Source organism: Martinezella dioscoreae, assembly GCF_009176305.1.
Lineage (GTDB): Bacteria > Pseudomonadota > Alphaproteobacteria > Rhizobiales > Rhizobiaceae > Rhizobium > Rhizobium dioscoreae.
Window position 1 is genome coordinate 892,401 of sequence record NZ_BLAJ01000003.1, and the last position, 14,218, is coordinate 906,618.

At 60.2% G+C, this 14,218-nt stretch carries 13 protein-coding genes; 3 read left to right on the forward strand and 10 right to left on the reverse strand.

What is annotated here, in order from left to right:
- Window positions 1–141: 141 nt before the first annotated feature.
- A complete protein-coding gene (locus GDN47_RS16225; protein ID WP_152093766.1) occupies window positions 142–2,487 on the forward strand; it encodes a methyl-accepting chemotaxis protein in 2,346 nt (781 codons plus the stop codon).
- Between the two features lie 66 nt (window positions 2,488–2,553).
- Here the strand turns inward: GDN47_RS16225 and GDN47_RS16230 are convergent, their stop codons facing one another.
- Window positions 2,554–3,498: a nucleoside hydrolase gene (locus GDN47_RS16230; RefSeq protein ID WP_152093767.1), complete on the reverse strand. Its 945-nt coding sequence runs from the start codon at window positions 3,496–3,498 to the stop codon at window positions 2,554–2,556.
- A 231-nt stretch (window positions 3,499–3,729) separates the two neighbouring features.
- Between GDN47_RS16230 and GDN47_RS16235 the strand changes: the two genes are divergently transcribed.
- A complete protein-coding gene (locus GDN47_RS16235; RefSeq protein WP_113351307.1) occupies window positions 3,730–4,161 on the forward strand; it encodes an Hsp20 family protein in 432 nt (143 codons plus the stop codon).
- A gap of 157 nt (window positions 4,162–4,318) precedes the next feature.
- On the forward strand, window positions 4,319–4,576 hold the full coding sequence (locus GDN47_RS16240; protein WP_069611167.1) for a BQ00720 family protein: 258 nt from the start codon (window positions 4,319–4,321) through the stop codon (window positions 4,574–4,576).
- A 160-nt stretch (window positions 4,577–4,736) separates the two neighbouring features.
- Here GDN47_RS16240 and trmB read toward each other — a convergent pair whose 3' ends face one another.
- From trmB to olsA, 9 genes are all read right to left on the reverse strand, one after another.
- On the reverse strand, window positions 4,737–5,438 hold the full coding sequence (gene trmB / locus GDN47_RS16245) for a tRNA (guanine(46)-N(7))-methyltransferase TrmB (protein ID WP_113330001.1): 702 nt from the start codon (window positions 5,436–5,438) through the stop codon (window positions 4,737–4,739).
- On the reverse strand, window positions 5,435–6,688 hold the full coding sequence (metK, locus tag GDN47_RS16250) for a methionine adenosyltransferase (protein ID WP_095433815.1): 1,254 nt from the start codon (window positions 6,686–6,688) through the stop codon (window positions 5,435–5,437). Before metK ends, trmB begins: the two co-directional genes overlap by 4 nt.
- A gap of 187 nt (window positions 6,689–6,875) precedes the next feature.
- Complete coding sequence (locus GDN47_RS16255; RefSeq protein WP_041677790.1) at window positions 6,876–7,295, reverse strand: helix-turn-helix domain-containing protein; 420 nt, start codon at window positions 7,293–7,295, stop codon at window positions 6,876–6,878.
- A 151-nt stretch (window positions 7,296–7,446) separates the two neighbouring features.
- Window positions 7,447–9,048, reverse strand: coding sequence for an apolipoprotein N-acyltransferase (gene lnt / locus GDN47_RS16260; protein ID WP_113330000.1), 1,602 nt, complete (start codon window positions 9,046–9,048; stop codon window positions 7,447–7,449).
- Window positions 9,049–9,126: 78 nt separating this feature from the next.
- Complete coding sequence (locus GDN47_RS16265; RefSeq protein ID WP_113329999.1) at window positions 9,127–10,299, reverse strand: hemolysin family protein; 1,173 nt, start codon at window positions 10,297–10,299, stop codon at window positions 9,127–9,129.
- 25 nt (window positions 10,300–10,324) lie between these two features.
- Window positions 10,325–10,831, reverse strand: a complete 507-nt coding sequence (ybeY, locus tag GDN47_RS16270) for an rRNA maturation RNase YbeY (RefSeq protein ID WP_113329998.1) — start codon at window positions 10,829–10,831, stop codon at window positions 10,325–10,327.
- A gap of 19 nt (window positions 10,832–10,850) precedes the next feature.
- Window positions 10,851–11,903 (reverse strand): PhoH family protein, encoded by a 1,053-nt coding sequence (locus GDN47_RS16275; protein WP_069611161.1) that lies wholly within the window; start codon window positions 11,901–11,903, stop codon window positions 10,851–10,853.
- Window positions 11,904–11,933: 30 nt separating this feature from the next.
- Window positions 11,934–13,346: a tRNA (N6-isopentenyl adenosine(37)-C2)-methylthiotransferase MiaB gene (gene miaB, locus GDN47_RS16280; RefSeq protein ID WP_113329997.1), complete on the reverse strand. Its 1,413-nt coding sequence runs from the start codon at window positions 13,344–13,346 to the stop codon at window positions 11,934–11,936.
- Between the two features lie 61 nt (window positions 13,347–13,407).
- The gene (gene olsA, locus GDN47_RS16285) at window positions 13,408–14,205 is read right to left on the reverse strand and encodes a lyso-ornithine lipid O-acyltransferase (RefSeq protein WP_152093768.1); all 798 of its coding nucleotides are present in this window, start codon (window positions 14,203–14,205) and stop codon (window positions 13,408–13,410) included.
- Window positions 14,206–14,218 lie beyond the last annotated feature (13 nt).

The window sequence follows — 14,218 nt, forward strand, 5'->3', positions numbered from 1 at the left end:
CGCATCATTCTCCTCTGGCCTGGCGCGCATGACCTTCCACACGCGGCAGGAATTCTCACGGCGGCTCCATGACAGGGCCATCCTGCGCCGACCTTGCATTCGGATAATGTGTATCCGACGCATCGCTTTTTCGAGGAAATGATGTTCATCTTTCGTATGAAGTCGCTTGCGGCCAAACTCATCTTGGTCACTGGACTGGCGATCGCACTCGTTCTGCTGATTTCCAATTTTCTGCTGATTTCTCAAACCCGCGATCGCGTCGAGACGCTGACGATGGATCAGGCGAATACCGAGGCCAAGTCCATTTCCAATGAGATTGCGGCAAATGTCGGCGAACTGGCGAGCGCCGCCCGCTCCATGGCTGGTATCCTCGGCCGCGGTCACGAAGGTCACACCTTCGATCGCAAAGGCATCATCAATATCCTCAAGGCGAATGTCGAACAGAATGCTTTTGCCTTCGGCAGCTGGTTCTGCGAACAGCTCGGCACCTTCGACGGTAAAACGACGGAGCTTGCCAACAACAAGGATCAGGGTGTCAACGACAAAGGCGCCTTTACACCCTATTGGTCAAAGACCAAGGATGGCGGCATCCAATTCTCCACGTTCGATAACGATTATACCGCTGCCTGGTGGAAGCTCGCCGCCACGAGCGGCAAGGGCGCAATCACCCCGCCCTATATGGCCGAAGGCACAGACGTTCCGACGACCATGAGCTCGATCGCCTACCCCGTCATGTCGGGCGGCAAGCTGATCGGCGTCGCAGGTGTCGACATCTCCCTTGCTTCGCTTTCCACTAAGCTTCAGAAGCTGCAGCCGTTCGGCACCGGCCGCGTGCTGCTCGTTTCGCAGGATAACAAGTGGTTGGTCGCGCCGAACGCGAACCTGCTGATGAAGGACTATAATGGTTCCGGCGCCGACACCATCAAGGCCGCGCTGACCTCCTCGTCCGCAAGCATCCTCAGAAACCTCTCCGAAGACGGTAGCGAAGAATTCGACCGTGTCGTCTATCCCTTCGCCGTTCCCGGCCTGAACGCCACCTGGGTCGTTCTGATCGACGTTCCGCACAGCGCAATTGCAGCGCCGGTCCGGGATCAGACCTATATGATGATCGTCTCCGGCTTCATCGTGCTGGCTGCAGTCATGTTGGCGCTCTATGCCGCCGTGCGCGGCTTCGTTCAGAAGCCACTTGCCGGTCTTGTCGCAAGCGTCAATCGCCTCAGCACCGGCAATTATGCCGAACCGGTCGCCGGCCAGGCCGGCGCAGACGAAGTTGGCTCGGTCGCCAAGGCTCTGGAAGGTTTCCGCTTTGCGCTTGCCGACACCAAGCGTCTCGAAAGTGAAGCCAACGACCAGCGCCTGGCTGCCGAGGGCGAACGCCGCCGCTCGGAGAGCGAACGCAACGAGAGCGTCGCCCTGCAGCGCCATATCGTCAGCATTCTCGGCCAAAGCCTCGCTGAGCTCTCCAAGGGCAACCTCACTCAACGGATCACGGACGATTTCCCCGGCGAATATGCCCAGCTCAAGCAGGACTTCAATGCCGCGCTGGCGAGCCTCGAGGAGACGGTTCATACCGTCAATGTCAGCGTCGGCAATATCGGCAGTGGCACGGGCGAAATCAGCAACAGTGCCTCGGACCTCGCCCGCCGCACCGAACAGCAGGCGGCAAGCCTGGAAGAGACTGCGGCAGCCCTCAACGAGCTGACCGCGCAGGTCAATTCCAGCGCCGAAAATGCACGCACGGCGGCCAGCAGCGTCAATGCCGCATCAGAGGATGCCGAGCATTCCGGCGAGATCGTGCAAAAGGCTATCGCCTCCATGCACGGCATCGAGCAATCGTCGCAGGAGGTGTCGCGCATTATCGGCGTTATCGACGAAATCGCCTTCCAGACCAACCTTCTGGCACTCAATGCCGGCGTGGAAGCGGCCCGTGCCGGAGAGGCCGGCAAAGGCTTTGCCGTTGTCGCGCAGGAAGTGCGCGAGCTGGCCCAGCGCTCGGCCAATGCCGCCAAGGAGATCAAGACTTTGATCAACGCCTCGGCGGGACAGGTCAAGGAAGGCGTCGATCTTGTCGGCCGCACGGGCGATGCCCTTCACAAGATTGCCCAGCAGGTCATGGAGATCAACGGCTTGATCCGTCAGATCTCCGCTTCCGCGAGCGAGCAGGCGATCGGCCTGAAGGAAATCAACTCGGCCATGAACCAGATGGATCAGGTCACTCAGCAGAATGCCGCAATGGTCGAGGAAACCACCGCTTCGAGCGTCGCGCTTGCCGAGGAAGCCCAATCGCTCAGAGCGCTCGTTGCACGCTTCCGCACCGGCCGTGCTGCCCAGGACAACGCCAGCGCATTGCGGGCGACTGCTCAGCAGATGCGGGCTCCGGTTACACCGCGCAGACCGGCAGCGGCCGTTAGTGCACCGGCACGTAAAGCAATTCCGCAGACCCAGGGCGCCAATGCACTCGCCCAGGACGAATGGGAAGAGTTTTGAACTATCGACTAAATGAGATGCAAAAGGCCGCCGGATCGCTCCGGCGGCCTTTTGCATAGATCTTGATCAGATGCGAGCGAAGCGCTCCGTCAGAAGCGCGAAGAAGCCATCGGCATCGACATCGCGCATGACCTTGGCGTTGCGCTTGCGGTCGGTAACGTGCCACCAGTCGACGACGGTCATGCCGACGGTCAGTTCCGATGTCACCTCGATCTCGACATTGCATTCGCGACCCTTGAAGAGCTCAGGCTTCAGAAGGTAGGCGATGACGGTCGGGTCATGCAGCGGACCGCCGTCCGAACCGTATTTCTCGATATCGAAGCGCTCGAAGAATTGCAGCATTTCGACCATGGCGTTGGCAGGCGGCGTGCCGACGGCGGCGATGCGCTCGACGCGATCTTTTCGCGTCAGCAGCTTATGGGTGACATCGAGTGGCATCATGACGATGGGAACGCCCGAACGGAACACGACATCTGCCGCCTCCGGATCGACATAGATGTTGAACTCGGCGGCCGGCGTGATGTTGCCGCCCTCGAAGAAGCCGCCGCCCATCATCACGAGCTCGCGCACGCGGCCGACGATGTCAGGCGCTTTTTGGAAAGCCATTGCGATATTGGTCAGCGGCCCGAGCGTGCAAAGGGTCACGGCGCCTTCCGGTTCCTTGCGCAGCGTGTCGATGATGAAATCGACGGCGTGGCCCGGCTGCAGTTCCATTGTCGGCTCGGACAGTTCGGGGCCATCGAGGCCGGTCTTGCCATGCACATGTTCGGCCGTGACCAGTTTGCGCTTCAGCGGCGCATCAGCGCCGGCAAACACCTTGACGTCGCGGCGATTGCAGAGCTCGCAGACGATGCGGGCGTTGCGGCTGGTCAGCGGCAGCGGCACGTTGCCGGCAACCGTCGTGATGCCGAGCACCTCGATCTCCTCGCGGCTGCCGAAGGCGAGAAAGATCGCCGCAGCGTCATCCTGACCGGGGTCGGTATCGATGATGATTTTTCTAGGTTCGGTCATGTCTTCAACTTTCCTCCGGTGCAGATCGACAGGCTTTGTCGCGGGTCCGGTCCGGCTTTGTCAAGCGCTCGCTCGTCATGTCACAAAACGATTTTTCACCACGGAATTCGATCTCGCAAATGCGAAGACCTCATGGCTTGCACTCGCAGGCGCGTACTCCCATATTAGGGACAACCGGGTGCTGAAGATCAGGTCCGGAACGGTCGCTTGACACCCAGGGACTTTGAGACGATGAGCCGGACGACTCCCTTTGCCAGCCCGCTGCTTCTGGGCTTCGACACTATGGAAAAGACGCTTGAGCGGATTGCCAAGGTCAGCGACGGTTACCCTCCCTATAATATCGAAAGAATGCGCGCGGACCGCCTGTCGGGCGAGCCGGAACGTCTGCGCATCACGCTGGCGGTCGCCGGCTTTTCCGAGGATGAGCTTGATGTCACCACGGAAGAGAACCAGCTGCTGATCCGCGGACGTCAGATGGAGCAGGGCGAGCGCGACTATCTCTACCGGGGCATCGCTGCCCGGCAATTCCAACGTGTTTTCGTCCTTGCCGATGGCATGCAGGTGCTCGGCGCCACGCTGAAGAACGGTCTGCTCTCCGTCGATCTCATTCGGCCGGAACCGGACCGCGTGGTAAAGAAAATTAACATTTCGGTCTCACAGTAGAACAACGGCCTAGAGCCGCATGATTCAGGCCGAATCGGTCTGAAGTCTGAATCGGCTCTAGAATCAAAGAACTAGAGCACGACGTCACCTAAAAGCCGCTCACACTTTTGGTCATCATGCTCTGGAGCCGTTGGTCCCTCATACTGGAGGTACGAGCATGTTGTTAAAAGAAGCCACCGCCCGCCTGACCCAATCCGAACTTGCCAATATCGGCACCGGCGAGGTCGCCTACATCAGAAAAATGGATTGGTCCGAAGTATCCCGCTGCTTCCCGGAAGCGCCCGATATCGATCCGGATGTGGATCTCTGGGCGCTTTTTGGCGCCGACGGCACCCCGATCCTCTTGACGGACAATCGCTCCAGCACCTTCTATCGTGCTGCCGAGGACGAATTGAAGACGGTCAGCTTGCACTGACCATGAGCGTCGCCCGACGGTGAACGTCACCGTCCGCAAGGACCGCATCGAACCGGCCCCAACTGGCAACGCGCGCGCATGATCCAGACCGCCCAACGGCGGTCGTCACGCAGGATAGTGTGAATATTTCAATCTGAAATTCTCGCCCGTCATTGGGCGATCAGACCCTCTTGAAGGTCAGATAGGCCGATGAGCGCCCCTCGCGCCTGGCCTTCGCTTCGTAGCGCGTGCTCGGCCAGCCCTCATAGGGCGTCAGCCAGTCGGCGGCGTTCTGCGCGGTCCACTCGAAGCCGCCATGCGCCTGGCAATGCTGCAGCGTCCAATTGACGTAGGTGTCGATATCGGAGGCGAAGCAGAAGAGCGCGCCGGGCTTCAGGACGCGATGGAAGCGGGCAAGATTCACCCGAGAGACGAAACGGCGCTTCCAGTGCTTCTTCTTCGGCCAGGGATCAGGATAGAGCAGATCGATCTGATCTAGGCAGCCGTCAGGCAGCCAATCCAGTACCTGCGTCGCGTCGTCATTGTAGACGCGAATATTGCGTGCACCCGCGTCGTCGACGCTAGCAAGCAACTTCTGCATCGAGTTGACGAAAGGTTCCACGCCGATGAAGCCGGTCTTTGGCTGCTCCAGCGCCCGGTGAATCAGATGCTCTCCACCGCCGAAACCGATTTCAAGGCGCAGACGCTCGGTCGGCACCGGGAAAAGGTCGTTCAGCGGCTGCGGCGCCGGGGCGGAAAGGTCGACGATGAACTGCGGCAGCAATGCTTCCAGCTTTTCAGCCTGCTGGCCGCGCAAGGCTTTACCCTTGCGCCGGCCGAAGAATGCTTCCGTCGCCCGCGACCGGCGCTCGGTATCGATCATGCGGCTTCCCGGAGCTTTACGGCTTCCTTGAGGGCCTTCACCAGGTCCGTACGCTCCCAGGAGAAGGAGCCGTCACGGCCGGCCTTGCGGCCGAAGTGACCGTAAGCCGAAGTCTTGGCGTAGATCGGCTTGTTGAGGTCGAGGTGGCGGCGGATGCCGGTCGGCGAAAGGTCCATGTTCTTGCGGATGGCCGCTTCGACCTGATCCTCGGTGACGCCCTTGCCCGTGCCGTGCAGGTCGACATAGATCGACAGCGGCTGAGCAACGCCGATGGCGTAGGAGAGCTGGATCGTGCAGCGATCGGAAAGACCGGCGGCAACGACGTTCTTCGCCAGATAGCGGGCCGCATAGGCTGCGGAACGGTCGACCTTGGTCGTGTCCTTGCCGGAGAATGCACCGCCGCCATGCGGGGCTGCGCCGCCATAGGTGTCGACGATGATCTTGCGGCCGGTGAGGCCGGCGTCGCCGTCCGGACCGCCGATGACGAACTTGCCCGTGGGATTGATGTACCACTTGCAATCGGAAGCGATCTTCAGGTCGCCGAGCGCTTCGACGATATAGGGCTCGACAACGGCACGAACCTTCTTCGAATCCCAGCTCTCGTCGAGATGCTGGGTGGAAAGCACGATCGAGGTCACTTCGGACGGCTTGCCGTCGACGTAACGGACCGTCACCTGGCTCTTGGCGTCCGGGCCGAGCTTGGCAACTTCACCATCGCCCTTCTTGCGGGCGGTAGCGAGCAGCTGCAGAATCTTGTGCGAATAGTAGATCGGCGCCGGCATGAGATCAGGCGTTTCCTTGCAGGCGTAGCCGAACATGATGCCCTGGTCGCCAGCACCTTCGTCGCCCTGCTGGTCGGCGGCATTGTCGACGCCCTGGGCGATATCGGCAGATTGCGAATGCAGGAGCACGTCGATGCGGGCCTTCTTCCAGTGGAAGCCGTCCTGCTCGTAGCCGATATCCTTAATGGCGCGGCGTGCGGCAGCCTTGAACTTCGAAGGATTGATGACGTCGTTGCCATCCTTGTCCTTCTTCATCAGGCTCGGCGGCAAACGCACTTCACCGGCGATGACGACGCGATTGGTGGTGGCAAGGGTCTCGCATGCAATGCGCACGGTCCATGGGTTTACGCCGGTCTTTGCAGCCTCGCGGTAAACCAGATCGACGATTTCATCGGAAATGCGGTCACAAACTTTATCCGGGTGACCTTCGGCAACAGACTCACTCGTAAACAGATAATTCGCGCGCATGCGGGATTCCCCTCAAAGAACAAATCTCTGCTTTTGATATTCGTCTCCGCCTCGAAAAACAAGCCGCACAAGGACATAAATATATCTTTATATCCCCGCTCAAGTGATAAAATTTTGCCGTAAATAGCGAAAAGGCGGCCAAAATGACCGCCTCTCGACTTTGTCGGTTTAACCCCGCTTCGAAGGGTTATTCGGCATCCGCCTCGGCCGCGAGCGCCTTGACCAGCTCGACAACCTTGCGTCGGACCTTACCATCGGAAATTTTCACGAAGGCGCGGTTGAGCTGCAATCCTTCGGAAGACGACAGAAAGTCGACGACGTAGTTGGAGCTGGATGCCTCTGCCATGCCGCCCGCACCGGCCGCGTGCTCACCCGGCGCATCCTCGAAAAAGAAGGAAACCGGGACATTGAGGATGCTGGAGATATTCTGGAGGCGGCTGGCGCCAACGCGGTTGGTGCCTTTTTCGTATTTCTGGATTTGTTGAAACGTGATTCCGAGGCTTTCGCCGAGCTTCTCCTGGCTCATGCCAAGCATCGTGCGGCGGAGGCGTATGCGGCTACCGACATGAATGTCGATGGGGTTCGGCTTCTTTTTATTCTCAATCATCATTTTACCCTAACATAGGTTGAATTCAGGACCTGCCACCCGGTACCCTTCACCACCCCTATAACGCCACGTTGCAGCCGACGCCCCCAAGGCCTCCAGTCTACGTTCGAAAGGCGGACATCTAGCACTATGCAATTTTAGGGTTTTTTGGTCAATTCACCCTGAAAATAAAACCCATGCGCGAAATCACGGCAATCATGCCGACTGCTCCGATGATCAACCAAAAGTATGTTTTTCTGGCTTTATCGTCGATGCGCGATACGGTTGCGCCACCCAAAGTGGTATCTATAAAGCCTTGCTGATTATAATCGATACCGGAAAGCACCCGTCCGTGTGCATCAACAAATGCTGAAATGCCGGTATTGGCGCTTCGAATCAACGGCAGCCCCTGCTCCACCGCCCTCACCCTTGCCTGCTGGAAATGCTGGTATGGGCCAGGCGTATCGCCGAACCAGCCGTCGTTCGTGACGTTCAAGATGGCGTCGGCCTGCCAGATCTCCGGAGTCATCTCGTTCGGAAAAATGATCTCGTAACAGATCAGCGGATAGAATTTCAGGCCATCCGGCATGCTCAGCAATTCCCGTTTGGCGGCCGCTGAAAACCCTCCCGGCAGTTCCACGACGTTCTCGATGCCGAGATAGCTCAGAATGTGCTCGAAGGGCACGTATTCGCCGAAGGGGACGAGATGGGTCTTGTCGGACGCACCGATGATCTGTCCGCGACCGTCGATGACATAGATCGAATTGTAATAGCGCGGCTCGACTCCCGGCCCCATGTCTTCGACGCGGACGGCGCCGGTGATCAGGATCTGATCGTCTTCGAGCTGATCGGCAATCCGCGCCAGCGCATCGCGGTTATCGGTAAGGATGAAGGGCACGGCCGTTTCCGGCCAGACAATGATGTCGGGCCGTTTGCCGCCATTGGCAGGCGGCTGGACCGAGAGCGCCAAATGCTTGTCGAAGATGGCGGCACGGTCGGCGGCCGTATCCATCTTGGTTTCCTGGTCGATGGACGGCTGAACGATACGTACCACAGGTGCCGTCTTGGCATCGGCCAACGGCGCTTCCGGCTGGCCCAATGCGTAATAACCATAACCGAAATGAGCGGCGGCGATGAGGACAGCAAGGCCGATCGCCGGCACCCGCCCCTGGCGCGTGCCGAGCAGCGCAGGTGTTGCAAAGACGAAGACGGCAAGCACGGTCACTCCGAGCACGCCGACGACATGCGCCGACTGCATCATCAGCGGAATGGGCATGGCGCCATAGCCGATTGCATTCCAGGGAAAGCCGGTGAAAAGAAAGCTGCGCAGCCATTCCAGGATACCGAAACTGAAGGCAAGCGCGGCGATGCGCCCCATGCCGTCGGACCATAGGATCCGTGCAAGCACGGTCGCGACGCCGTAGAAAACGGCCAGAAAGGCCGGCAGGCCGAGGATTGCCAGCGGCAGCGCCCAGGCGAACTCATCGGCATCGATCAGCAGCGCATGGCCGAGCCACCAGAGGCCAGCGACAAAATAGCCGAAGCCGAACAGCCAGCCGGTGAAGAAGGCGGGCCAGAGACGCCCGAGCAGACCGCTATCCGGGCCGGCAGCAACGCCATCCAGCAGCCAGACGAGCAGCGTGAACGAGACGAACATTGCCGCGAAGAAGCCGAAGGGCGGCAGCGCAAGCACGCCGATGGCACCGGCCAAGACCGTAAGCAACGCACGTTTGAAACCCCAGACGAGGATCACCCTGCCCGAAAGCCATTCCATGCGTCAGCTCCGTCCAATCGCGAATCAATTGGGCGCAGTCTTTCAAAAATGCAGCGATTTGTCCCGCTCTCACGCCATTTATTGGCGGGCGGCGTCACGCTCGGCCCGCGTTTCTTCGGCGATCGTTTCCGGTGCCGGCAAATCGCGCTCCGGCGTACCGGCATCGCCTTCCAGCTTGACGGTCGGGCGGCGACGGGCGGCGTGACGCTTACGCGTGATGCGCACCCGCTTGATGCGGCGCGGATCGGCATCGAGAATATGGAATTCGAAACCGGGAAGCGCCTGCACCACCTCGCCACGCACCGGAATGCGGCCCAGCGCGGAGAAGATCAGGCCGCCGAGCGTGTCCACCTCGTCCACCTGCTCGGCGATGTCGAAATCCGGACCGATCGCGGCTGCGATCTCCTCCAGCTCGACACGGGCGTCGGCTACGAAGACATCCTCGGAGACGCGCTTGAACATGACTTCTTCGTCGTCGTGCTCGTCATCAATATCGCCGACGACCATTTCGACGATGTCCTCATGCGACGCCAGGCCGTCCGTGCCACCGTATTCATCGATCACGAGGGCCATCTGCGTTCGGTTGACCTGCATGCGGCGCAGGAGATCGGAGGCAAGCATCGAAGGCGGCACGAACAGGATCTTGCGGATGATACCAGCCTCGACCAGCGTCTTCTGCAGATCGACCCGCGACAGATCGAAGTTTGGCTTGGCCGAGCGTGCCGGCTTTTCGGCTGCAGGTGCAGCCGTTGCAGCAGCCGCCGTCTTAGCACTGCCGCTGCGGCGCTTGTTGCGGGCCTGTTTGGCGACATAGGACAGCAGGTCGCGGATATGCACCATGCCGCGCGGATCATCGAGCGTGTCGGCATAGACGGGCATGCGCGAGCGGCCGCTTTCCTCGAAGAGGATCATCAGCTCGCCGATGGTGATATTCTGATCCACGGCCTCGATATCAGCACGCGGGACCATGACATCCTCGACGCGCACCTCGCGGAAGCGCAGGATGTTGTGCAGCATTGCACGTTCATCGGGCGAAAAGGCATCATCACCGGCGGCGTTGGTCATCAGCGCGTCGGCAAGGTCCTCGCGCAAGCGGGCGGCGTCCTGCGCCGGGCGCAGAATCCGCGCGGCACGTGCCCAGAATGAAGAGTGGGATCGCTTGCCGTTGCTACTACTGCCTACCTCGTCGGAGGAGGCTGCGTCGGCTCCGTCTTTGGCCTCGGGGGCCGATCTTGTCGTAAAGTCGCTCATTGTTCCTGGTCAGACAGGGTTCAGATCAAATGGGGTCTTGTCCCGCATAGGGATCAGATAGGCCAAGACTAGCCAAAATGCGAGTCTCCAGCCCCTCCATTCTTTCGGCTTCGCTATTATTCATATGGTCGTAGCCGAAGAGATGCAAGAAACCATGCACCATCAAATGCGTCAGATGGTCGTCAAAACTCTTTTCGAGATCCACCGCCTCACGCTCCACCGTCTCCCTAGCGATGATGATATCGCCCAGCATCGGGCCGGGCTTGCCGCCCGGTTCGAGCGGAAAAGCCGGAAAGGACAGAACGTTCGTCGCCTTGTCCTGAGAGCGCCATTCCGCATTGATCTCGCGGATCGAAGCGTCGTCGGTAAAGACCAGCGACAATTCAGGGGCCATTTTTGGAAATGGCTGCTTCTCGTGCTTCTTGAGATAATTTGCAGCTTCGCCCAGCACCCGCTCGGCAAGCGACTGCAATATCTCTTCGGAGGGCCAATCGCCCTCCTCCACGCTGATCTGTATATCGAGCTCGGCCATGATCTTTCGTAACCGCAGATCAGATCTGCGGATCGCTTTCCTCTGCCTTTGCGGCATAGGTGGAATCGTAGGCCCGGACGATGCGCGCCACCAGCGGATGGCGGACGACGTCCGTATCCTTGAAGCGGACGATGGTGATGCCCTCGACGCCATCCAGCAGCTGCAGCGCTTCCACCAGGCCGGACTTGACGCCGCGCGGCAGGTCGATCTGGCTCGGATCGCCGGTCACGATCATCCGCGAGTTCTCGCCGAGGCGCGTCAGAAACATCTTCATCTGCATGGATGTCGTGTTCTGCGCCTCATCGAGGATAACGGCGGCATTGGAGAGCGTGCGGCCACGCATGAAGGCGAGCGGCGCGATCTCAATGACGCCTGCCGTGATAGCACGCTCGACCTTGTCGCCGGGCATCATGTCGTAAAGCGCGTCATAGAGCGGGCGGAGGTATGGATCGACCTTTTCCTTCATGTCGCCAGGCAGGAAGCCGAGCCGCTCGCCGGCTTCGACGGCCGGGCGCGACAGGATGATCTTTTCAACCGCACCGCGCTCCAGAAGCTGGGCGGCGTGCGCGACGGCGAGATAGGTCTTGCCCGTACCGGCAGGTCCGACACCGAGGACGAGCTCGGACCGCTCCAGCGCCCGCATATAGGCATCCTGGGTCGGCGTCCGCGCGATGATCGTCTTCTTGCGCGTTGAAATCTGCGCCATCGTCAACTTGGCTTTTCTCTCCATGGTCGGCAGCGTCAATTGATCGTCGGCGGCAACCGCCATGCGGATTGCCCCTTCCACATCGGAACGCTCTACATTGCCGCCTTTTTGCAGCTTGTCATAGAGATAATCGAGCGTGCGGCGTGCCTGATTGGTGGCCAGCACATCGCCTGTGATGACGACGGAATTGCCGCGAGCACGCGCATCGATGCCGAGGCGCTCCTCAAGCAGCTTCAAATTCTGGTCGAACTGCCCGAAAAGCTCACTGGCGAACCGATTATTCTCGAACGTCAGGGTGAAGTGATTGGCGTCGCTCGCGGTGCGGGGCTGGCGCGATGAAGAAGAAACCAATTCCTGTCCGTTCAAGCGGTGCGGCTCCTTGTGCCCGTCCGGAACCTAGAGCAATTCAGCAAAAAGGCTGTTGGTGCTGGTTCCGGTGATTCGTACGTTAATAATGTCACCGATTTGCGATGCTTTTGCATCAACATTCACAGACTGCAGCCAGGGAGAGCGTCCGATCAACTGGCCCGGCATCCGGCCCGGCTTTTCCAGAAGGATATCCACTGTTTTGCCCACACAGGCCTCGGCAAACGCATGCTGCTGCTTCAGCAACAATGCCTGCAAACGCTCCAGCCGCTCGGTCTTGACCTCTTCGGGCACCTGATCCTTCAATTCCGCGCCGGGTGTGCCCGGCCGCGTGGAATATTTGAACGAGAAGGCCTGTGCATAATTCACCTCCTCGATAAGCTTCAGTGTATCCTCAAAATCCTGGTCTGTCTCCCCCGGGAAGCCGACGATGAAATCGCCCGAAAGAGCGATATCCGGGCGTGCAGTGCGGATCTTCTCGATGAGCGTCAGATATTCCGCGGCCGTATGCCGCCTGTTCATCGCCTTCAGGATGCGGTCGGAGCCCGCCTGAACGGGCAGATGCAGATAGGGCATCAGCGTCCGCAGGTCGCGATGGGCGCCGATGAGGCGGTCGTCCATGTCGCGCGGGTGGCTGGTGGTGTAACGCAGGCGCGCGAGGCCGGGGATCTCGGCGAGACGATAAAGGAGATCGCCGAGGCTCCAAGCCTCGCCCTTCGGGCCAGCGCCATGCCAGGCATTGACGTTCTGGCCGAGCAGCGTGATTTCGCGCACGCCGCCATCGACCAGTTTCTCGGCCTCTTCGACGATCTGCGCGACCGGGCGGGAGACCTCGGAGCCGCGCGTATATGGCACGACACAGAAGGTGCAGAACTTGTCACAGCCTTCCTGCACCGTCAGAAAGGCAGTGACGCCGCGGGCGCGGATCTTCGTCTTTTCGGCGATCGGCAGATGCTCGAACTTGTCCTCGATCGCATATTCCGTGTCGACGACGCGCTGGCCCTCCTTGGCGCGGCGAAGCGCATCCGGCAGGCGATGATACGTTTGCGGGCCGATGACGACATCGACGGCCGGTGCGCGGCGCAGGATTTCTTCGCCTTCGGCCTGGGCAACGCAGCCGGTGACGCCGATCATCATCTCGCGGCCGTCGGCAGCCTTGCGCTTCTTCATTTCGCGCAGGCGGCCAAGCGCGGAATAGACCTTTTCGGCCGCCTTCTCGCGGATGTGGCAGGTGTTCAAAAGGACAAGGTCGGCCTCCTCCATGTCCTCGGTCGGCTCATAGCCGTCGCGGGAAAGCGCATCGCTCATCCGCGTGGAATCATAGACGTTCATCTGGCAACCGTAGGTCTTGATGAAAACCTTGCGGCTGTTGGAGCCATCGCGGGGACCGAGCTGCAAAGCGTCGGCCGCCGGGGCGTCGAGGGTTAGGCTGTCCTTGGTCATGGGCCGCTATGTAGTGGCTTTTGCTTTCGGAGAAAATGAAAAAGTTGGAATCACCTGGAAATCAGGCGATCTCGCGCCCGAGTAGGCGGCCGGCAAGCATATTGCGGATGCGCCTGGCGATGGTGGCGCTGACTTCCTTGCGATTGGTGCCGGCGCGATAATCCACCGCCTCACCGAAGCAGACATCGACATCGATGGCACCGCACTGGATGATACCCTTCAGATGCGGTACGAGCTCGATATCGCCAGGCCATGCCGTCAGCGGGCGATAATAGCGGCCCATGGGCGTTCCATGGACGCGGGTATAGGCGACCGCGACCGGCTGGACATGCACGACGGCATCCGGCGCCTTCGGCAGGGCGGCAGCGGCCGCGCCGAACAGCGAGGACTTGACTTCGAGCAACCGATTGCCGTCCGAGGTAGTTCCTTCAGGGAACAGCACCATGATTTCGCCGTCTGCCATACGGTCGGCGATTTCGTTCACCTGCTCGCCGGTCTTGCGCTTCTGCTCGCGCTCGACGAAGACGCTCTTCTGCCACTGCGCAAAAAGCCCGAAGATCGGCCAGTCCCGTACTTCGGATTTGGCGATGAAGGAGACATCGGCCACTGCTGAAAGCACGAGAATATCGAGCCAGGACGAATGGTTGGAGGCCAGCATGAGAGGCCGGCTCGTCTCCATCTTGCCGATCACATGGATGCGGACACCAAGCCAATAGCAGACGATGCGATGCCAGTAGCGCGGCAGATAGCGCCGGAGCTTCCAGTCAAAGCGCAGGCAGAGGATCTGCAGCGGCAGCATCACCGCGCTGACGACACAAATAACCACGGCGGCACAGCCGATGCGCAGCCAGGTCATCAAATCGCTCGCTCCT

What these genes read in the sequence shown, in the direction of transcription:
- GDN47_RS16255 (WP_041677790.1), bottom strand. Translation starts at nt 7,295, where the DNA reads ATGATTGAGAATAAAAAGAAGCCGAACCCCATCGACATTCATGTCGGT.
- miaB (WP_113329997.1), bottom strand. Translation starts at nt 13,346, where the DNA reads ATGACCAAGGACAGCCTAACCCTCGACGCCCCGGCGGCCGACGCTTTG.
- lnt (WP_113330000.1), bottom strand. Translation starts at nt 9,048, where the DNA reads ATGGAATGGCTTTCGGGCAGGGTGATCCTCGTCTGGGGTTTCAAACGT.
- ybeY (WP_113329998.1), bottom strand. Translation starts at nt 10,831, where the DNA reads ATGGCCGAGCTCGATATACAGATCAGCGTGGAGGAGGGCGATTGGCCC.
- metK (WP_095433815.1), bottom strand. Translation starts at nt 6,688, where the DNA reads ATGCGCGCGAATTATCTGTTTACGAGTGAGTCTGTTGCCGAAGGTCAC.
- GDN47_RS16240 (WP_069611167.1), top strand. Translation starts at nt 4,319, where the DNA reads ATGTTGTTAAAAGAAGCCACCGCCCGCCTGACCCAATCCGAACTTGCC.
- GDN47_RS16265 (WP_113329999.1), bottom strand. Translation starts at nt 10,299, where the DNA reads ATGAGCGACTTTACGACAAGATCGGCCCCCGAGGCCAAAGACGGAGCC.
- GDN47_RS16235 (WP_113351307.1), top strand. Translation starts at nt 3,730, where the DNA reads ATGAGCCGGACGACTCCCTTTGCCAGCCCGCTGCTTCTGGGCTTCGAC.
- GDN47_RS16225 (WP_152093766.1), top strand. Translation starts at nt 142, where the DNA reads ATGTTCATCTTTCGTATGAAGTCGCTTGCGGCCAAACTCATCTTGGTC.
- trmB (WP_113330001.1), bottom strand. Translation starts at nt 5,438, where the DNA reads ATGATCGATACCGAGCGCCGGTCGCGGGCGACGGAAGCATTCTTCGGC.
- GDN47_RS16230 (WP_152093767.1), bottom strand. Translation starts at nt 3,498, where the DNA reads ATGACCGAACCTAGAAAAATCATCATCGATACCGACCCCGGTCAGGAT.